Source organism: Streptomyces sp. NPDC046939 (assembly GCF_040644575.1).
Lineage (GTDB): Bacteria > Actinomycetota > Actinomycetes > Streptomycetales > Streptomycetaceae > Streptomyces.
In genome coordinates, this window is record NZ_JBEYWV010000002.1 from 113,581 (window position 1) to 131,456 (window position 17,876).

At 72.0% G+C, this 17,876-nt stretch carries 20 protein-coding genes and 1 riboswitch; of the genes, 11 read left to right on the forward strand and 9 right to left on the reverse strand.

Annotated features, from left to right (window positions below; translation table 11 throughout):
* Position 1 precedes the first annotated feature (1 nt).
* Positions 2-1,279 (reverse strand): adenosylmethionine--8-amino-7-oxononanoate transaminase, encoded by a 1,278-nt coding sequence (locus ABZ877_RS02805; RefSeq protein ID WP_361063219.1) that lies wholly within the window; start codon positions 1,277-1,279, stop codon positions 2-4.
* Entirely contained in the window at positions 1,272-2,402 is a 1,131-nt protein-coding gene (gene bioB, locus ABZ877_RS02810; protein WP_361063222.1) for a biotin synthase BioB, read from the reverse strand. The genes ABZ877_RS02805 and bioB overlap by 8 nt, the downstream gene beginning before the upstream one ends.
* Before the next feature lie 154 nt (positions 2,403-2,556).
* On the opposite strand from bioB, the gene ABZ877_RS02815 reads away from it, so the two are divergent.
* The gene (locus ABZ877_RS02815; protein WP_361063224.1) at positions 2,557-3,729 is read left to right on the forward strand and encodes an 8-amino-7-oxononanoate synthase; all 1,173 of its coding nucleotides are present in this window, start codon (positions 2,557-2,559) and stop codon (positions 3,727-3,729) included.
* Here ABZ877_RS02815 and ABZ877_RS02820 read toward each other — a convergent pair.
* Both ABZ877_RS02820 and ABZ877_RS02825 read right to left on the reverse strand, forming a co-directional pair.
* On the reverse strand, positions 3,710-3,943 hold the full coding sequence (locus ABZ877_RS02820; protein WP_361063227.1) for a DUF397 domain-containing protein: 234 nt from the start codon (positions 3,941-3,943) through the stop codon (positions 3,710-3,712). The genes ABZ877_RS02815 and ABZ877_RS02820 overlap by 20 nt on opposite strands.
* 54 nt (positions 3,944-3,997) lie before the next feature.
* Positions 3,998-4,849, reverse strand: coding sequence for a helix-turn-helix transcriptional regulator (locus ABZ877_RS02825; protein WP_361063230.1), 852 nt, complete (start codon positions 4,847-4,849; stop codon positions 3,998-4,000).
* 285 nt (positions 4,850-5,134) lie between these two features.
* On the opposite strand from ABZ877_RS02825, the gene ABZ877_RS02830 reads away from it, so the two are divergent.
* Positions 5,135-5,593, forward strand: coding sequence for an ATP-binding protein (locus ABZ877_RS02830; protein WP_361063233.1), 459 nt, complete (start codon positions 5,135-5,137; stop codon positions 5,591-5,593).
* Between the two features lie 91 nt (positions 5,594-5,684).
* On the opposite strand, the gene ABZ877_RS02835 is transcribed toward ABZ877_RS02830, so the two are convergent.
* From ABZ877_RS02835 to ABZ877_RS02845, 3 genes are all read right to left on the reverse strand, one after another.
* On the reverse strand, positions 5,685-6,158 hold the full coding sequence (locus ABZ877_RS02835; protein WP_361063236.1) for a C40 family peptidase: 474 nt from the start codon (positions 6,156-6,158) through the stop codon (positions 5,685-5,687).
* A gap of 3 nt (positions 6,159-6,161) precedes the next feature.
* Positions 6,162-6,292: riboswitch (cyclic di-AMP (ydaO/yuaA leader) on the reverse strand.
* 409 nt (positions 6,293-6,701) lie between these two features.
* Positions 6,702-7,010: a hypothetical protein gene (locus ABZ877_RS02840; protein WP_361063239.1), complete on the reverse strand. Its 309-nt coding sequence runs from the start codon at positions 7,008-7,010 to the stop codon at positions 6,702-6,704.
* Between the two features lie 8 nt (positions 7,011-7,018).
* Positions 7,019-7,654, reverse strand: a complete 636-nt coding sequence (locus ABZ877_RS02845; RefSeq protein WP_361063241.1) for an ATP-dependent Clp protease proteolytic subunit — start codon at positions 7,652-7,654, stop codon at positions 7,019-7,021.
* Positions 7,655-7,724: 70 nt separating this feature from the next.
* Here ABZ877_RS02845 and ABZ877_RS02850 point away from each other — a divergent pair, with 70 nt between their 5' ends.
* Positions 7,725-8,015, forward strand: coding sequence for a type II toxin-antitoxin system Phd/YefM family antitoxin (locus ABZ877_RS02850; protein ID WP_361063244.1), 291 nt, complete (start codon positions 7,725-7,727; stop codon positions 8,013-8,015).
* A 96-nt stretch (positions 8,016-8,111) separates the two neighbouring features.
* Here the strand turns inward: ABZ877_RS02850 and ABZ877_RS02855 are convergent, their stop codons facing one another.
* On the reverse strand, positions 8,112-9,143 hold the full coding sequence (locus tag ABZ877_RS02855; protein ID WP_361063247.1) for an ABC transporter permease: 1,032 nt from the start codon (positions 9,141-9,143) through the stop codon (positions 8,112-8,114).
* Positions 9,144-9,275: 132 nt separating this feature from the next.
* On the opposite strand from ABZ877_RS02855, the gene ABZ877_RS02860 reads away from it, so the two are divergent.
* The 8 genes from ABZ877_RS02860 (at position 9,276) to ABZ877_RS02895 (ending at position 16,709) form a co-directional block, all read left to right on the forward strand.
* Positions 9,276-9,896, forward strand: coding sequence for a TetR/AcrR family transcriptional regulator (locus ABZ877_RS02860; protein ID WP_361063250.1), 621 nt, complete (start codon positions 9,276-9,278; stop codon positions 9,894-9,896).
* Between the two features lie 200 nt (positions 9,897-10,096).
* On the forward strand, positions 10,097-10,399 hold the full coding sequence (locus ABZ877_RS02865; protein WP_361063862.1) for an urease subunit gamma: 303 nt from the start codon (positions 10,097-10,099) through the stop codon (positions 10,397-10,399).
* A gap of 16 nt (positions 10,400-10,415) precedes the next feature.
* Positions 10,416-10,727 carry an urease subunit beta gene (locus ABZ877_RS02870; protein ID WP_361063253.1) on the forward strand — a complete coding sequence of 104 codons (312 nt, stop codon included), beginning with the start codon at positions 10,416-10,418 and terminating at the stop codon, positions 10,725-10,727.
* Positions 10,720-12,441: an urease subunit alpha gene (locus ABZ877_RS02875; RefSeq protein WP_361063255.1), complete on the forward strand. Its 1,722-nt coding sequence runs from the start codon at positions 10,720-10,722 to the stop codon at positions 12,439-12,441. Before ABZ877_RS02870 ends, ABZ877_RS02875 begins: the two co-directional genes overlap by 8 nt.
* Before the next feature lie 28 nt (positions 12,442-12,469).
* Complete coding sequence (locus ABZ877_RS02880) at positions 12,470-13,144, forward strand: urease accessory UreF family protein (protein ID WP_361063258.1); 675 nt, start codon at positions 12,470-12,472, stop codon at positions 13,142-13,144.
* Between the two features lie 331 nt (positions 13,145-13,475).
* Complete coding sequence (gene ureG / locus ABZ877_RS02885; protein ID WP_361063261.1) at positions 13,476-14,171, forward strand: urease accessory protein UreG; 696 nt, start codon at positions 13,476-13,478, stop codon at positions 14,169-14,171.
* Positions 14,159-14,944 (forward strand): urease accessory protein UreD, encoded by a 786-nt coding sequence (locus ABZ877_RS02890; RefSeq protein ID WP_361063264.1) that lies wholly within the window; start codon positions 14,159-14,161, stop codon positions 14,942-14,944. The genes ureG and ABZ877_RS02890 overlap by 13 nt, the downstream gene beginning before the upstream one ends.
* 187 nt (positions 14,945-15,131) lie before the next feature.
* Positions 15,132-16,709: an alpha/beta hydrolase gene (locus tag ABZ877_RS02895; protein WP_361063866.1), complete on the forward strand. Its 1,578-nt coding sequence runs from the start codon at positions 15,132-15,134 to the stop codon at positions 16,707-16,709.
* Positions 16,710-16,777: 68 nt separating this feature from the next.
* Here the strand turns inward: ABZ877_RS02895 and ABZ877_RS02900 are convergent, their stop codons facing one another.
* Positions 16,778-17,812: an NAD-dependent epimerase/dehydratase family protein gene (locus tag ABZ877_RS02900; protein WP_361063267.1), complete on the reverse strand. Its 1,035-nt coding sequence runs from the start codon at positions 17,810-17,812 to the stop codon at positions 16,778-16,780.
* Positions 17,813-17,876 lie beyond the last annotated feature (64 nt).

Genomic DNA, 17,876 nt, shown 5'->3' on the forward strand with positions numbered 1-17,876 from the left:
CTCACCCCTTCCGCGCCGCCGCGCACACCGCGCGCCCGATCCGTGCCATGTCCTCGTCCCCGGTGACGTAGGGCGGCATCGTGTACACGAGGTCCCGGAACGGCCGCAGCCAGACCCCTTCCGCGACCGCCGCCCGTGTCGCCGCCGCCACATCGACCTCGTGGTCGAGCTGTACGACGCCGATGGCGCCGAAGACACGTACGTCGCGCACCCCGGGCACCGTCGCCGCCTCCGACAACGCCTCCCGCAGCCCGCTCTCGACACGTTTGACCTCCGCCCGCCAGTCCTGGCCCAGCAACAGGTCGATCGACGCGCACGCCACCGCCGTGGCCAGCGGGTTGCCCATGAACGTCGGCCCGTGGGCGAGCACCGGCACCTCGCCCCGCGAGATGCCTTCGGCGACCCGCGCCGTGCACAGCGTCGCGGCCAGCGTCAGATAGCCGCCCGTCAGCGCCTTGCCGACACACATCACATCCGGCGTCACCGCGGCATGTTCCGCCGCGAACAACGCCCCGGTCCGCCCGAACCCGGTCGCGATCTCGTCGAACACGAGCAACACGTCGTGCGCGTCGCACACTTCCCGCAACACCCGCAGATAGGCGGGGGAGTGGAACCGCATCCCGCCCGCCCCCTGCACCACGGGCTCCACCACGACCGCCGCCAGCTCGTGCGCGTGCCGTGCGACCAGCTCCCGCAACTGTTCCGCGTACGGCTCCTCGTACGTGCTCGGTGGCGCGTCGGCGAACACCTGCTCCGGCAGCACCCCGGCCCACAGCCCGTGCATCCCGCCCTCCGGGTCGCACACGGACATCGGCTGCCATGTGTCGCCGTGGTACCCGCCGCGCCACGTGAGCAGCCGTCGTTTTCCGGGCCGGCCGAGCGAGCGCCAGTACTGCAGACACATTTTGAGGGCGACCTCGACCGACACGGACCCGGAGTCGGCCAGAAACACATGTTCCAGGCCGTCCGGTGTGATGTCGACGAGACGCTTCGCGAGCCGCACGGCGGGCTCGTGGGTGAGCCCGCCGAACATGACATGGCTCATCCGCTCCAACTGCCCGCGGGCCGCCTCGTTGAGCACGGGGTGGTTGTAGCCGTGGATCGCGGACCACCACGACGACATGCCGTCGACCAGCTCCCCGTGTCCGGCGACCCGCAGCCGCACCCCGGCCGCCGACTCCACGACGAGGGGCTCCTGCCGGCCCGGCATGGGCCCGTACGGATGCCACACGTGCTGCCGGTCGAGCGCGAGCAACTCGGTCACACGTGCGTCAGGCATTCGGTGCGACATCCGTCCCCGCGCCCCGGCGCCGTACGGCCACCAGGTCCGTCCGGGGCTCGGGCACCTCGGCCGCCGCCTGCGCACCGTCACCGGCGCAGACGGAGCCGCAGCCGCCCGCCCGGTGCTCGGGCAGCGTCACCTCGCCGGCGCCCTCCACCTCGAACCCGGCGTCGGCGATCATCTCCAGGTCCGCCTTGCCCGCCTGGCCCTCACTGGTCAGGTAGTCGCCGAGGAAGATGGAGTTGGCGATGTGCAGGGCGAGCGGCTGCATCGAGCGCAGGTGCACCTCGCGGCCGCCCGCGATCCGCACCTCCACGTCGGGGCAGACGAAGCGGACCATGGCGAGGATGCGCAGGCAGCGCTGCGGGGTGAGGTTCCACTCCTTGGCCAGCGGCGTCCCCTCGAAGGGGATCAGGAAGTTGACGGGCACCGAGTCCGGGTCGAGTTCGCGGAGCCCGAACACCACGTCGACCAGGTCCTCGTCGCTCTCGCCCATCCCGGCGATCAGCCCGGAGCACGCCGACAGACCGGCCGCGTGCGCCTTGCGTACGGTGTCGACACGGTCGGCATACGTGTGTGTCGTCGTGATGTCGCCGTAGGTGGCCTCGGAGGTGTTCAGGTTGTGGTTGTAGGCGTCCGCGCCCGCCCCGCGCAGCCGCTCCGCCTGCCCGTCGGAGAGCAGCCCCAGACAGGCGCACACCTCGACGTCCTCGTTCTCGGACTTGATCGCGTCGATGGTCTGTGCGACCCGCTCCACGTCCTTGTCCGTCGGCCCGCGCCCGCTCGCGACCAGGCACACCCGCTTGGCGCCGCCCGCGACCCCCGCGGCAGCCGCCTTGGACGCCTCGTCGGGCTTCAGCCACGTGTACTTGAGGATCTCCGCCTTCGAGCCGAGCCGCTGCGAGCAGTACGAGCAGTCCTCGGGACAGAGCCCCGACTTCAGGTTGACCAGGTAGTTCAGCTTGACCCGGCGCCCGAACCACGTACGGCGCACCTTGCCCGCCGCCGCCACCACGTCGAGCAGCTCGTCGTCCGACGTCGCCAGTACGGCGAGCGCCTCTTCACGGCTCGGCGCCTCGCGCCGCAGCCCCTTGTCCACCAGCGTGTTCAGCAGGTCCATGGCGCCTGATCCTTGCCTATCGGGCCACCCCGGCGAAAGGAGACTTCGTACAAAGGACCGCGTTCGACGTGTGGGTATTACCACACCGTGACCCGGTGGCGAGGCGACTAGGGTCTGTGCATTACCTACAAAAGCATCTACAGCAGAGGGAGTCATGGGCACTACCTCCACGCGCGCGTTCGACTGGCTCGACGAGCAGCGCCGCGCCCGCGAAGCCGCCGGGCTCGTCCGTACGTTGCGCCCGCGCCCGGCCGACTCCCCGCTCCTCGACCTCGCGAGCAACGACTACCTGGGGCTCGCCCGGCACCCCGAGGTCGTCGAGGGCGCCGCCGGGGCCGCGCGTCGCTGGGGAGGCGGCGCGACCGGCTCCCGCCTGGTCACGGGCACCACTGCGCTCCATACCGAACTGGAGCGCGAACTGGCCGAATTCTGCGGCTTCGAGACCGCGCTCGTCCTGTCGTCGGGTTACGCGGCGAACCTCGCCGCCGTCACCGCGCTCGCCCCGCACGACGCGCTGCTCGTCTCCGACGCCGGGAACCACGCCTCGCTCATCGACGGCTGCCGGCTCGCGCGCGCCACCACCCAGGTCGTGGCACACGCCGACCCGGCCGCCGTCCGCAAGGCTCTCACCACCCACGAGGGACCGGCCGTCGCCGTCTCGGACACCGTCTTCTCCGTCGACGGGGACCGGGCGCCGCTGACAGAACTGGCGTCCGTCTGTCGCGAGTTCGGGGCCGGACTGCTCGTCGATGACGCACACGGCCTGGGCGTGCTCGGCTCCGGCGGTCGTGGCGCCCCGCACGCGGCGGGCCTCGCGGGCGCCCCGGACACGGTCGCGACCGTCACCCTCTCCAAGTCCTTCGGCAGTCAGGGCGGCGCGGTCCTCGGCCCGGCTCACGTCATCGAGCACCTCGTCAACGCGGCCCGTACGTTCATCTTCGACACCGGCCTCGCCCCCGCCGCGGCCGGGGCGGCGCTGGCCGCCCTGCGTCTGCTGCGCCGCGAGCCGCACCGCGCGGACCGCGCCCGCGAGGTGGCGACCACCCTGTACCGGTCGCTGACCGCCGCGGGCATGTCGGCCGTGCGGCCGGACGCCGCGGTCGTGTCGGTGCGGGCTCCGTCACCGGACGAGGCGGTGCGCTGGGCCGCGGAGTGTCGTGCGGCGGGTCTGTCGGTGGGGTGTTTCCGTCCGCCGTCGGTGCCCGACGGCGTCTCACGGCTGCGGCTGACCGCCCGCGCCGACCTCACCGACGAACAGCTCGGCGAGGCGGTACGGGTGATCAGCCGCACGGCTCCGGACGGCGCGTTCACCGCAGGGAGTCGATGAACCCCTCCCATGCGGAAGGTGTGAACAGCAGCGCCGGTCCCGCGATGTCCTTGGAGTCGCGGACACCTACGAGTCCGGCCGTGTGCCCCGAGGTCAGGGGGGCTGTCTCTACACAGTTGTTGGCGCCGGTGCTGCGGCTGCTGCGCCGCCACACCGCGCCGCCGAGCGACGAGCTCGAGGGAACGGAAGGAACATGCCGAGGCAGTGCATTCATGGTGCCCCCTTCGCAGTGCCGGGCGGGGGCGAGGTGTCGGCGTCCTCGTCCTCGTTATCCGGCGATCTTTGCGATGAATTCCAACGAGTCCTCGGGTGACAAGGCACGGAGGAGAAGAGCGTCGAAGGCGTCGGTGTACGCCGTGAGGTCTTCTTTCCGTTCCAGGTAGAGGCTACTCGTCAAATGGTCGAGAACAACCACATCCAGATCAGATGTGTTCGGAAATGAAAACACAACGAAAGGGCCGGTGAGGCCGATGTGGCCACCCGCGGAGAATGGGAGCACCTGGATCCGGACATGTTCCATCTGCGCCACCTCGGCCAGGTGTGCCACCTGCCGCCGCAGAATTCCCGCTCCTCCCACTTCGCGCCGCAATACCCCTTCGTCGAGCACCGCGCTCAACTGCAACGGGGGCTGCCCCCGCAACACCTCCTGCCGTGCGAGCCGCACCTCGACCAGTGCCTCGATATGTTGCTCGGGCATGTCGGGCAGCACCGAACGTGTCACCGCACGCGCGTACTCGGGTGTCTGCAACAGCCCCGGCACCACGCTCGTCTCCAGCGTCCGGATGCGGCACGCCTGCGACTCCAGGCTGATGAAGTCGCGGTACGACGGCGGCAGCAGCCCCCGGTACGCCTGCCACCAGTGATGACCGCCCGCATCCTCCGCACCCGCCAGCGCGACGATGAGCTCGCGCCGGTGCGGGTCGACTGTCTCGAACGCGTCGAGCAGTCGCAGCACGTCCGACGCCTTCACGCCGCTGCGTCCTGTCTCGATCCGGCTCACCTTCGACTGGTGCCAGCCGACGAGACGGGCCGCCTGGCCGCTCGTCAGCCCGGCCTCGACGCGTAACGCGCGCAGCTCCGCTCCGAGTTTGCGACGACGCACCGCGGGACCGTATTTCATGCCGACTCCTCAACGCTCCACGGGCCGCGTCACCGGACTCCTTCCCGGCCCGGTCGGCACGGCCTCGGAGCAGACGGTAGAGGAAGCGATGTGCGCGTGCCCAAATACGGTCTACCGTCGCAGAGTTCACCGCATCGAGCGACAGATATATGCATATCTTGGGGGATCGACAGCACCGAAGGGCATCCGAGTGGCACTCTGGCGCGAAGCAGAAGTCGGAGGCCACACGCCAGCGAACCGCCTGAGTCGCGGGTGGGGCTTCGGTGGGAAAGGGACGACGTCGCCATGGCAGACCACCAGGAAGCATCCGTCACGCTGCCGAGCAATGCCGCCTCGGTCTCCGCTGCACGCCGGTACGTGAGCACCGTGCTGGCCGAGTGGGGGTTGCCGGGGGACACCGACGCGGCGGACACGGTGCGCCTGATCGTCTCGGAGCTCGCGACCAATGCCGTGCAGCACACGCTGGGCCAGTCGCCCACGTTCACCATCGACGTGGAGCTCGAACGCGACGAGCAGTTGCGGATCGGCGTCACCGACAGCCACCCGCGCTACCCCAAGCGCCTTCCCGCCGCGGTCGCGCAGGACAACGGGCGGGGCATGGTCATCGTCCGCAGCCTCACCGCGGAGTGCGGCGGACGCCTGTCGGTCGCGCCGACGGCGGAGGGCGGCAAGACCGTGTGGATCTCCCTGCCGTGGATTACCGGCCTGAACGGCAGCGCGACCCGTCCCGGCACCGCCTGTTGACGCGGCGCGCCACGGGCCCGTACGCGCTCACGTGGGGGCGTGCCCGGCGCCAGGCCCCGCCCCCACGCATCTCACTTCAGCGGCGCGCCGCTCAGCGAACGCGGCCGTACCAGACGCTCTTCGTCCAGATCTTCTGCAGCTTCACCACGTCACCGGTCTTCGGCGAGTGCCAGATCCGTCCCTTCCCGGCGTAGATGCCCACGTGGTAGACGCTCCGGCCCGAGTGGAAGAAGACCAGGTCACCCGTCTTGCGGTGGGACGCGGAGACGTGCCGGGTCTTGTTGTACTGCTGGGCCGCGGTGCGCGGCAGCTTCTTGCCCGCCCGCTTGAACGAGTAGAGCGTGAGCCCCGAGCAGTCGAACCGGTGCGGCCCCGAGGCGCCCCACTTGTACGGCGCCCCCTTCTTGGAGGCCGCGACCTTCACGGCCTTGGTCGAGGCCGTGGCCGCCGATGCCTCGGACGCGGCGCCGGGGACCATCAGCCCCGCGCCGGCGACCGCCAGCGTGAGGGCCGAAGCGGTACCGGCCCGGGTCAGCAGCGACGGAACACGATTGAGCGCAGTCATGCGCAACCCTTCGTCTGCCGCCTGTGAAGGATGACCTGTCGGGTTCGGGCAGGCGAAGTTGCCCGGCCGCGTCTGCGGCTTCACCCCAAGGGCCGCTCGGGTCCCACCTTCGTCAAGGTGGGCCGGTGGCCCGTCGTGCCTGGGTCCTCCACTCCTGCCGATGCACTTCTGTCGACCTGGCATCCGTGCGGCGGCAGGACTCGGCGTCCGCACGGACCGCCCCGCCGCGGCGGCGGGGGCTTGTCGTCGTCGAAGGGATCTTCACGCACAAGTGGGGTGGAATCCGAGTTGAACCGGCGGTAAGTGAGGCTCCTCACGCTTGACCCGTTCAGGTGGACAGTGCGCCTTTCGAGCCCCGGGAGCGACCCCCGACCACGCCCGTACCAGCGACGGAGCGCCTGATTCCGGGGTTCGCGTACCGTCGGAGCGCAACTCGGGCCGCCTCGTCGACGTACGCGTATCTAGGCTGTTCGGCGGTCCACCATCTGGACCGTTTCGGTCCGGAGGCAGACCGAGACAGACACTGTCGTGTCGAAGATGTCCTCAAGCGACCGTTTCTGGCGGCAAAGTGATCCGCTGGGTGCGCCGCTCACCATCGAGGACGCGCAGAGCCCGGCCCAGGGTTGCGGCGTGCACCTCGCTCTCACCCCGTCGGTGCATCAGCTCCAGCGCGTCGCGCAGCTCCACCGCCCGGCTCACGAGCGCCTGCGCCGCACGCAGCCCCCGGTACGTGTCCTTGCCGCGCGCCGGATTGATGCGCGCGAGCAGGTCGACCACGGCCAGATAGCCGTCCACGAGCGCGCACTCGGCGCGGGTCAGCGCGGGCAGCGGCGGAAACTCGGGCGGGTACATCGGGCGCGTCACCGCCCGGCCGACGCGCCGAGAGGGCCCTTGCGGCTCGGCACGACCCGGTCCACCAGGCCGTACTCCACCGCCTGCGCCGCGTCGAGCACGGTGTCCCGCTCGATGTCCCGGCTGACACGGTCCTTCTCCCGCCCGGTGTGGCGCGCCAGCAGCTCCTCCAGCCGTTCGCGCATCCGCACCATCTCGCGGGCCTGGATCTCCAGATCGGTGGGCTGGCCCTGCGTCGGCTCGGGCAGCGCGGGCTGGTCGAGGACCACGCGCGCGCCCGGCAGCATCGTCCGCTTGCCCGGCGTCCCGGCCGCGAGCAGCACGGCGGCGACGGACGCGGCCTGCCCCAGACAGACCGTCTCCACCTCGCAGCTGACGTACCGCATCGTGTCGTAGATCGCCGTCATCGCGCTGAACGAGCCGCCGGGGGAGTTGACGTACAGCGAGATGTCCCGGTCGGGCGCCGCGTACTCCAGATGCATGAACTGGGCCATCACATCGTTGGCCGACGTGTCGTCGATCGGCGTCCCCAGAAACACGATCCGCTCCTCGAGCAACTTCGCGTACGGGTCGAGCGTGCGGTGCCCCGAGGACGTGCGTTCCGTGAACTCGGGCAGGACATAGCGGCCGGACGGACGGGTCATGGTGCTCGCGCCTCCTGTGCTCGTCGCCTGTAAAAAATGTACAGGCCGTACATCACGTACGATGGGGAGCATGGCCTACGAGATTCCGGTGACGCAAGCCCGGGCCGAGCTGGCGGATCTGATCAACCGCGTGGTGTACGGCGCCGAGCGCGTCGTGGTCACCCGGCACGGCAAGCCCCTCGTCGCCCTCGTCTCCGCCGCTGACCTGGAGCGACTCGAAGCCCTCGGGGACGGCGCGGCCGACCCCGCGGAGGAGCCGGTGATCAGCTCCGTCTCGCGGGTGGCCGCCCTGCCGTCCGCTCCGGGCGAACGGCAGCGGTTCGGCATCGCGGCGGAGCACCGGGGGCCGGACGTCAGGTAGGCCGGGGCCAGCCGCCCCGAGACATGAAGAGGCCGTGCGCCCCCGTCCGCTACAGCGGGGGCGCACGGCCGGTCCGTGCCCAGGGGCCGGTGTCGCTCAGCCCACGGGAAGCGGGCTCCGCTCCGCCCCGGCGGTCCGCGCGGACGCCTTCGCGCCACCCCGTCCCTCGCGACGCGTCCCGAGCAGTACGGCCGTCAGGCCGAGCAGCGCCCACGCGGTGAGCGTCAGCGCCGGTGCGGCGGCCCGTGCCCCGTCGAAGTAGGCGACCGAGCGCAGCAGCGTCCCGCCCGCGCCGGGCGGGAGCAACTGGCCCAGCAGCCCGACCGGTTCGGGCAGCAGTTCGGGCGCCGAGGCCACACCGGAGAACGGGTTGCCGAGCAGCACCATCAGCAGCGCGCCGACACCGATGCCCGCCGGTCCGAGGAGCGCCGCGCACCCGGCCACCGTCGCCCCCACCGCGAGCGACGCCAGGCCGAACACCCCGGCCTCCGCCCACCAGTCACCCGTCAGGACACCGAGCCAGGTGTGCGCGAGCGCGGCCGCCACGACGCCCACCGCCGCCGACGCCGCGAGCAGCGCGCCGACCGCCCGCACCCCGCGCAGGCGCAGCAGCGTCACGACGGACCCGCCCGCGACCCCGGCGATCACGAGGGGCAGCACGCTCGAACTCAGGGCCGCGCCACGGGGGTCGGCGGCCGGGGCCGGTACGACGTCGACCGCCGTCACCTCGGCGCCCTTCGGCGCCCGCTCCGTCACGGCCTGCCGCAGCACCTGCGCGACGACCGGGCTCGCGGCCGACGCGGTCAGCACGCGGGGCCCGTCCGGCGCGGCCACCAGCGCTCCGTATACGGCCCGGTCCTCGATCGCCGCGCGCGCGGCGGCCTCGTCCGCGTACCGGTGCACGTCGAAGGCGCCGTCCTGCGCGCGCAGTTGCCGCTCCAGGGGAGCCGCAGCGGCGGCGGGTCCGGCAACGCCGAGCGGGAGGTCGCGCGGCGCGGTCCGCGCGGCGGGCCAGGCGAACGCCCAGAGGGCCAGCGCGGCGAGCAGCGGGACGAGCAGCGCCACCGCGATCATCTTGCGGCCGTGGGCGGGGTCGGACGGGGCGAGAGGGGTCGGGGAGGAGGACATGAGGTCTCCAGCGGTGGGCTTCGGTCGGCGGCGCCAACTTGAGAGAATGAGCGTTCGTTTTACTTCGCGCACTCACCGTCCCGCCCTTACGCTCGCTTGTCAAGAAGGAATGTTCGTTTTACGTTGACGACCATGGCCCGCGTATCTCAAGAACACCTCGACGCCCGCCGCCGCCAGATCCTGGACGGCGCCGCCCTCTGCTTCGCCCGCAACGGCTTCCACGCCACGTCGATGCAGGACGTGCTCAAGGAGGTCGACCTCTCCGCCGGCGCGGTCTACCGCTACTTCCGCGGCAAGGACGAGCTGATCCACGCCATCGTGACGGAGGTGCTCGGCGACGTACGGGCCGGTTTCGAGGCGGCGGGCCGACAGAGCCCGCCCCCGCCGCCGCACGAGCTGATCAGCACCGTCATGGGCGAGGTGCTGCGGGAGCGGCCGGGGCTGCGCGTGGACGGCACCTCCTTCTTCCCGCGCCTCGTCGTGCAGGTGTGGACGGAGACGCTGCGCGACGACGGCCTCGCCGCACTGATCCGGGACGGCTTCGACCGGGTCCGCGCGAGCTGGGTCACGATCGTGCGGGGGTACCAGGACGCCGGGATGATGCGCGCGGACGTGGATCCGGACGCGGTGGCGCGCACGATGATGTCCGCGGCGCAGGGCTTCCTGGCCCAGCAGGCGCTCTTCGGCGAGGTGCCGGTGGAGACGTTGCGGACGGGGCTGAGCGGCCTGATGAGTATGGGTGAGGTCAGATGACGGCAATGGTGTGGTCAAGCAACGGTTAACCTCGCTGAAACTCCGCCCAACTAGCCTGCGCCGCACGTCACCAGGGGTTTTCGTAACCAGGGTGCACGAAGATCATGTGCACTGATTGTGTGTTACATCTATGTCTGTCGCGGTGGCCGCGGCGGAGGGGCCCCGCACGGCCCGTGGCGAAGGACTGTGAGGTGGGACGCGTGCAACTGACCCCGCACGAGCAGGAGAGACTGCTCATCCATGTGGCCGCCGACGTGGCCGGAAAGCGCCGGGCCCGGGGGCTCAGGCTCAACCACCCCGAGGCCGTCGCCCTGATCACCTCGCACGTTCTGGAAGGCGCCCGCGACGGCCGCACCGTGGCCGAACTGATGGCCTCCGGGCGCACCGTGCTCACCCGCGACGACGTCATGGAGGGCATCCCCGAGATGATCCACGACGTCCAGGTGGAGGCGACGTTCCCGGACGGCACCAAGCTCGTCACCGTCCACGAGCCGATCGTCTGAACGGGGACCCGCGACCGTGATCCCCGGAGAGATCCTCTTCGCCGACGAGCCCGTCGCCTTCAACGAGGGCCGCGACGTCATACGTATGACGGTGCTCAACGCCGCCGACCGGCCCGTCCAGGTCGGCTCCCACTACCACTTCGCCGAGGCCAACCCCGGCCTCGAACTCGACCGCGCCGCCGCCCGCGGCCGTCGTCTCGACATCCCGGCCGGAACGGCCGTCCGCTTCGAGCCCGGCATCCCCGTCGAGGTCGGGCTCGTACCGCTCGCGGGCGCGCGCATCGTCCCCGGCCTGCGCGGCGAGACCGGAGGACCCCTCGATGCCTGAACTCTCCCGCGCCGCCTACGCCGACCTGTTCGGCCCCACCACGGGCGACCGGATCCGTCTCGCCGACACCGACCTGCTCGTCGAGATCGAGGAGGACCGCTCCGGCGGCCCCGGCCGCTCCGGTGACGAGGCCGTCTTCGGCGGCGGCAAGGTCATCCGCGAGTCCATGGGCCAGTCGCGCGCCACGCGCGCGGAGGGCACCCCCGACACCGTCGTCACCGGCGCCCTGATCATCGACCACTGGGGCATCGTCAAGGCCGACATCGGCATCCGGGACGGCCGCATCACGGCCATCGGCAAGGCCGGCAACCCCGACACCATGGACGGCGTCCACCCCGACCTCGTCATCGGCCCGGAGACGGAGATCATCGCGGGCAACGGCAAGATCCTCACCGCGGGCGGCATCGACACCCACATCCACTTCATCTCGCCGACCATCGTCGACGAGGCCCTCGCCTCCGGCGTGACGACCCTCATCGGCGGCGGCACGGGACCCGCCGAAGGCTCCAAGGCCACCACCATCACCCCCGGCTCCTGGCACCTCACCCGGATGTTCGAGGCCATGGAGCACAGCCCCGTCAACATCGGGTTCCTCGGCAAGGGCAACACGATGTCCAAGGAGTCCATGCGCGACCAACTGCGCGCCGGAGTCCTCGGCTTCAAGATCCACGAGGACTGGGGCGCGACCCCCGCCGTCATCTCCGCCTGCCTCGACGTGTGCGAGGAGTCCGGCGCACAGCTCGCCGTGCACTCCGACACGCTGAACGAGGCCGGATTCGTCCAGGACACCTTCGACGCCGTCGGCGGCCGCACCCTGCACGCCTTCCACGTCGAGGGCGCGGGCGGCGGACACGCGCCCGACATGATCACTGCGGTGTCGCTGCCCAACATGCTGCCCAGCTCCACCAACCCGACCCGGCCGCACACCGTCAACACCGTCGAGGAACACCTCGACATGCTGATGGTCTGCCACCACCTCAACCCGGCGGTCCCCGAGGACCTCGCCTTCGCCGAGTCCCGCATCCGGCCCACCACCATCGCGGCCGAGGACATCCTGCACGACCTGGGCGCCATCTCGATCATGTCCTCGGACTCGCAGGCCATGGGCCGGATCGGCGAGGTCATCATGCGGACCTGGCAGACCGCCCACGTCATGAAGCGCCGCCGCGGCTCCCTGCCCGGCGACACCCGCGCCGACAACCAGCGCGCCCGCCGCTATGTCGCCAAGTACACGATCAACGCGGCGATCGCCCAGGGCATCGAGCACGAGGTCGGCTCCGTCGAACCCGGCAAACTCGCCGACCTGGTGCTGTGGGACCCGGCGTTCTTCGGCGTGAAGCCCCAGCTCGTCATCAAGGGCGGGCAGATCGCGTACGCGCAGATGGGCGACGCGAACGCCTCCATCCCCACACCGCAGCCGGTGCTGCCGCGCCGCATGTTCGGCGCGTACGGCAGGGCGCCCGCGGCGAACTCGGTCAACTTCACGAGCGAGTGGGCGCTGGCGGACGGCCTGCCCGAACGCCTCGGCCTGGGACGCGCCTTCGTCCCCATCCTCTCGACCCGGGGCCGCACCAAGGCGGACATGCGCAACAACGACGCCCTGCCGCGCGTCGAGGTCGCCCCCGACTCGTTCGCCGTGACGATCGACGGCGAACTCGTCGAGCCCGAGCCCGCCACCGAGCTGCCGCTGGCCCAGCGGTACTTCCTGTTCTGAGCCTCGTGAGCCGACCGGTGAGTACGTCATGACGCGCGCGACCCTGCTCGTCCTGGCCGACGGCCGCTTCCCCGCCGGCGGGCACGCCCACTCCGGCGGGGCGGAGGCCGCGGTCAAGGCGGGCCGCGTCCGCGACGCCGCGAGCCTGGAGGAGTTCTGCCGGGGCCGTCTGCACACCGGCGGCGCCGTGGCGGCCTCCCTCGCCGCCGCGGCGGCGCTCGGCGTCGATGCGGCCGCCCTCGACGCGGCGGCCGACGCCCGCACCCCGTCGGCGGCCCTGCGCGTGACGGCGCGCAAGCTCGGCCGACAACTCCTGCGGGCGGCGCGCGCGACCTGGCCCTCCCCGGAACTCGACGCCCTGGCACGGCGCTTCCCGGGCGGCGCCCACCAGCCCGTCGTGCTCGGCCTCACCGCCCGCGCCGCCGGACTCGGCCCCGAGGATGCGGCGTACTGCTCCGCGTACGAGGGCGTCAGCGGACCGGCGAGCGCCGTCGTCCGCCTGCTGAGCCTCGACCCGTTCGACGCGACGCGCACCCTGGCGCGGCTCGCGCCCGACGTGGACCTGGTGGTGAGCGCGGCGGTGGAGGCGGCGAGCCGCGCCACGACGGAGGGCACGGACGCGCTCCCGGCGGCGTCCGCGCCATTGCTGGAGATCGGGGCGGAGGCGCATGCGGGGTGGCCGGTACGTCTGTTCGCATCATGACCCGCGCACCGGCCGCTCACGGCCCCGGACCCGCAACCCACGCCCTCCACCCCGCTGCGGCGGCGCTCACCGCCCGCACCCCGCCCAGGAGTCGGCGCCGCTGTCCGTGTCCTGAGTCCCTGGCTCGCTCGCGGACGAGTCCGCCGGCTTTTCCGTCCCTCGCCCACCGACCCGAAGCCGTAGCCCATGCCACCCGCTCCCTTCCGCGGCGCCAGCCGTCCGCACCCCTCCCTTAGTCCGGCGTCGCCGCCCACGTCCTGAGTCCCCGGCTCAGCCACGGGCCCGCCGCCCGCCTTCCTCCCCGCCAACCACCACCCCCGGAGCCGACCCCATGCACCTCGACCACTCCCACTCCCACGACGGCCCCGCCGCCCTCTCCGCCGACGCCCACCGGCCCGACGGGACACGCCGCGCCCTGCGCATAGGGCTCGGCGGGCCCGTCGGGTCCGGGAAGACTGCCACCGTCGCCGCGCTCTGCCGCGCCCTGCGCGACGAACTCTCCCTCGCTGTCGTCACCAACGACATCTACACGCGGGAGGACGCCGAGTTCCTGCTGCGCGAGGCCGTGCTGCCGCCCGAGCGGATCACCGCCGTGGAGACCGGCGCCTGTCCGCACACCGCGATCCGTGACGACATCTCCGCCAACCTCGAAGCCATCGAGGACCTGGAGAGCGGCTTCGCCGGGGGCGCAGGGCCGCTCGACCTCGTACTCGTCGAGTCCGGCGGCGACAACCTCACCGCCACCTTCTCCAAGGGGCTGGTCGACGCCCAGATCTTCGTCATCGACGTGGCGGGCGGCGACGACATCCCACGCAAGGGCGGCCCCGGTGTCACCACCGCCGACCTCCTCGTCATCAACAAGACCGACCTCGCCCCGTACGTCGGCTCCGACCTCGCCCGGATGGCGGCCGACGCCAAGGCGGCCCGCGCGGAACTCCCCGTCGTGCTCCAGTCCCTGCGCTCCGAGAGCGGCGTGGCGGACGTCGCGGCGTGGGTGCGGGCCCAGTACGCCGCGTGGACCGCGTGAGCGGCCACGCGCGCGTGGGAGTCCGTTCCACCGCCCGCCTTGTCGCGCGCGGCGACGGCGCGGGCGGCACCGCCCTGCCCGTGATGGAGGGCGAGGGTTCGTTCGCCGTGCGCCGCGTCCGGGGCGCCACCCGGGGCGAGGCCCGCGTCATGCTCGTCGGCGCCATGAGCGGCCCCCTCGGCGGCGACCACCTCACCGTCGAGGCCCGCGCGGAACAAGGCGCCCACCTGCGCGTCGGCTCGGTCGCCGCCACCCTCGCCCTGCCCGGCCAGGCCAAGGGGGAGGCCCGCTACGACGTACGGCTCACCGTCACCGACGGCGCCCGCCTCGACTGGCTCCCCGAGCAGTTGATCTCGGCGAACGACAGCGACCTGCGCGTCACCACGCGCGCGGAGCTGGCACCGGGCGCCCGCCTCGTGCTGCGCGAGGAACAGGTCCTGGGCCGCGTTGGCGAACAGCCGGGCCGCCTCACCAGCCGCCTGACCCTCCACCATGCGGGGCGGCCCCTGCTCGACCAGGAACTGGCCTGCGGGCCGGGCGCCCCGGGCGGCTGGGACGGGCCCGCGGTCCTGGCCGGCCATCGCGCGCTGGGCCAGCTCGTCGTCGTACGGCCGGAGTTCGAGGCCGATCCGCCGCCCGCCGCCGTCCTCGACGCGGACGGCACCGCCGCGCTCACCCCGCTCGCGGGCCCCGCTGTCCTGGTCACCGCCGTCGCCCCGGACGCGCTGCGCCTGCGCCGTACCCTGGACGCCGCGCTCGCCCGATGGGCCTGACCGTTTAGCGGGGCGGTCATACCGTTTATCGGATTGGTAAAGAACGTCCGCCCGCTCTGTTGTCAGGGACCCCACACACGACAGGATCCGCGTACCGATCGGCAACACGATCGACGGAACGATCGTATCGATGTGCGGGAGGCCTCACTTGAGACGGACTGGACAGACGGGTCGCGGCAGCCGGAACGTGGTGATCGGCTCCGCCGGCGCGTTCGCCGCCGTGGCGCTGATAGCGGGGGCGGTCGCCGCTCCCGCCAACGCCGAGCAGCAGCGTTCGACCGGCGGCCACAGCCAGGCCCGTGAGGCGGTGGGTGCCGCCGTCGCCGCCGCCAAGGCCGCCAAGAAGGGCATCGACTGGCAGGACTGCCCCGCCGACTGGGGCTTCGCCAAGCCGATCCAGTGCGGCTGGGTCACCGTCCCGCTCGACTACGCCAAGCCGAACGGCAAGCAGATCAAGCTCGCTGTCGACCGCGTCGCCAACACGGGCACCAAGAGCGAGCGCCAGGGCTCCCTCGTCTACAACCCGGGCGGCCCCGGCGGCTCGGGCCTGCGCTTCCCCACGCGCGTGACGAACAAGAACCCGATCTACGCCAAGGCCGCCAAGGCCTACGACTTCGTCGGCTTCGACCCGCGCGGCGTGGGCCACTCCACGCCGATCTCCTGCATCGACCCGCAGGAGTTCGTCAAGGCGCCCAAGGCCGACCCGGTGCCGGACAGCGAGGCGGACAAGCGCGCCCAGCGCAAGCTCGCCAAGGAGTACGCGGACGGCTGCTACGAGCGCAGCGGCGAGATGCTGCCGCACATGACGACGCCGAACACCGCGCGCGACCTCGACGTCATCCGCGCCGCCCTCGGCGACAAGAAGCTCAACTACCTGGGCGTCTCCTACGGCACCTACCTGGGCGCCGTCTACGGCACACTCTTCCCGGGCCACGTCCGCCGCATGATCGTCGACAGCGTCGTCGACCCGGCGAAGGACAACATCTGGTACCAGGCCAACCTGAACCAGGACATCGCCTTCGAGGGCCGCTGGAAGGACTGGCAGGACTGGGTCGCCAAGAACGACGCCACCTTCCACCTCGGCGACACCCGCGCCAAGGTCCAGCAGCAGTGGTTGACGCTGCGCGCCGAGGCGAAGAGGAGCCCGCTGGGCGGGGTCGTCGGCCCGGCCGAGCTGATCGGCTTCTTCCAGAGCGCGCCGTACTACGACTCCTCCTGGGTGCCGGTCGCCCAGACGTGGAGCAAGTACGTCGCCGGTGACAAGCAGGCGCTGATCGACGCCATCGCCCCCGACCTGTCGGACACCAAGGGCAACGCGGCCTCGGAGAACAGCAACGCGGTCTACACGGCCGTCGAGTGCGCCGACGCCAAGTGGCCCACGAGCTGGCAGAAGTGGGACAAGGACAACACGCGGCTCCACAAGGACTACCCGTTCATGACGTGGGCCAACGCGTGGATGAACCTGCCCTGCGCCACGTGGAGGACCAAGCAGCAGACGCCGATCGACGTCAAGTCGCACAAGGGTCTGCCGCCGGTCCTCATCGTCCAGTCCGAGCGCGACGCCGCCACCCCGTACGAGGGCGCCGTCGAGCTGCACAAGCGCTTCAAGGGCTCCCGTCTCATCACCGAGAAGGACGCGGGCTCGCACGGCGTCACCGGTCTGACCAACCCCTGCATCAACGACCGGGTCGACACCTACCTGCTCACCGGCGCGACGGACAGCAAGGACGTGACGTGCGCCCCGCACGCCACCCCGAAGCCCTGACGTCTCCCTGAGCGCTTCCTGAGCCCGGCCCCCGCCCGACACGGCGGGGGCCGGGCCCGTTCACGGCCTCAGCGCCGTGCGGCCAGCCACGCGTCCTCGGCCGCGTAGTCGAAGAGACCGGTGGTGTAGCTCGCCACCATCTTCGGGAAGCCCTCCACCCAGTCCTGTCGCCGCAACCGCCCGGCCAGCCACTCCACCGTCGCCGGAAGCGCCTGCGCGTACGTCGTGACGGGCCGGTAGCCGAGCTCCCGCTCGGCGGCGCCCATGTCGAAGACGACCGGGTACGGCAGCGACCACGGCGTGTCCCCGACCGTCGGCGCGGGCGGCTCCCCGTCCACCAGGACCGTCTCCGTCTCCACCCCCATCACCGCGTCGATCATGGCGCCGATCTCGGCGACCGTCGGGCAGTCCGGGTCGGCGCCGTTGAGCACCCGCGAGCCCGGCCGCGCCGCCGCGAGCCGCACCAGCTCCGCCAGGTTCTCCACGCTCGCCGGGTGGAAGCGGCTCTCCCCGCCGTACGCGAGCACGCGCGCGTGGCGCCCGTCGAGGTTCCGCTTCACGAAGTACAGCTCGCGCGGCGTACGACAGTGCGGCCCGTACACGGCACCCGCCCGCACCAGCGTCGTCGGCAGCTTCTCGCCGAGTGCGAGGAGGTCCTGCTCGATGCGCACCTTCCGCGTCCCGTACGTCGCGTCGCCCGGCGCCACCGTCCGCCACGTCTCCGGCACCGGCACGGGGTAGCGCGGCTTGCCGTCCGGCTCCTCCTGCGTGTCGAAGCTCCGGCCCCGCTCGTCCTCGTAGACCGCGCCGCTGGAGAGTACGACCGCCGAGCCGATCCGGCCCGCGAGCGCCGCGAGCTGCCGGCCGTGCGCCGCGGTGAACGCGACCATGTCCACGACCAGGTCGACGCCGTCACCGACCAGCTCCGCGAGCGCCGCGTCGTCGTCCCGGTCGAGCCGCACCGCGCGCACCTCGTCGGGCCAGGACGCGTCCCGGCCGCCGCCCCGCGAGGCCGCCGTCACCGCCCAGCCGTCGCGCGCCAGCGCCCGTACCGCCGGGCGCCCTATCTGTCCCGCTCCACCGATCACCAAAGCCGTCTTCATGAGCGGGACCGTACGGCGAACCACGCGCGCGGGGCGCGGAAATCTGCTCAGCGCAGAGCACGGG

Excerpts from the sequence above, each read along its gene's own strand:
- ABZ877_RS02820 (WP_361063227.1), bottom strand. The coding sequence starts at position 3,943 with ATGAATGCACTGCCTCGGCATGTTCCTTCCGTTCCCTCGAGCTCGTCG.
- ABZ877_RS02880 (WP_361063258.1), top strand. The coding sequence starts at position 12,470 with ATGACGCGCGCGACCCTGCTCGTCCTGGCCGACGGCCGCTTCCCCGCC.
- ABZ877_RS02805 (WP_361063219.1), bottom strand. The coding sequence starts at position 1,279 with ATGCCTGACGCACGTGTGACCGAGTTGCTCGCGCTCGACCGGCAGCAC.
- ABZ877_RS02875 (WP_361063255.1), top strand. The coding sequence starts at position 10,720 with ATGCCTGAACTCTCCCGCGCCGCCTACGCCGACCTGTTCGGCCCCACC.
- ABZ877_RS02835 (WP_361063236.1), bottom strand. The coding sequence starts at position 6,158 with ATGACTGCGCTCAATCGTGTTCCGTCGCTGCTGACCCGGGCCGGTACC.
- ureG (WP_361063261.1), top strand. The coding sequence starts at position 13,476 with ATGCACCTCGACCACTCCCACTCCCACGACGGCCCCGCCGCCCTCTCC.
- ABZ877_RS02860 (WP_361063250.1), top strand. The coding sequence starts at position 9,276 with ATGGCCCGCGTATCTCAAGAACACCTCGACGCCCGCCGCCGCCAGATC.
- ABZ877_RS02830 (WP_361063233.1), top strand. The coding sequence starts at position 5,135 with ATGGCAGACCACCAGGAAGCATCCGTCACGCTGCCGAGCAATGCCGCC.
- bioB (WP_361063222.1), bottom strand. The coding sequence starts at position 2,402 with ATGGACCTGCTGAACACGCTGGTGGACAAGGGGCTGCGGCGCGAGGCG.
- ABZ877_RS02815 (WP_361063224.1), top strand. The coding sequence starts at position 2,557 with ATGGGCACTACCTCCACGCGCGCGTTCGACTGGCTCGACGAGCAGCGC.
- ABZ877_RS02900 (WP_361063267.1), bottom strand. The coding sequence starts at position 17,812 with ATGAAGACGGCTTTGGTGATCGGTGGAGCGGGACAGATAGGGCGCCCG.
- ABZ877_RS02850 (WP_361063244.1), top strand. The coding sequence starts at position 7,725 with ATGGCCTACGAGATTCCGGTGACGCAAGCCCGGGCCGAGCTGGCGGAT.
- ABZ877_RS02845 (WP_361063241.1), bottom strand. The coding sequence starts at position 7,654 with ATGACCCGTCCGTCCGGCCGCTATGTCCTGCCCGAGTTCACGGAACGC.
- ABZ877_RS02855 (WP_361063247.1), bottom strand. The coding sequence starts at position 9,143 with ATGTCCTCCTCCCCGACCCCTCTCGCCCCGTCCGACCCCGCCCACGGC.
- ABZ877_RS02825 (WP_361063230.1), bottom strand. The coding sequence starts at position 4,849 with ATGAAATACGGTCCCGCGGTGCGTCGTCGCAAACTCGGAGCGGAGCTG.
- ABZ877_RS02840 (WP_361063239.1), bottom strand. The coding sequence starts at position 7,010 with ATGTACCCGCCCGAGTTTCCGCCGCTGCCCGCGCTGACCCGCGCCGAG.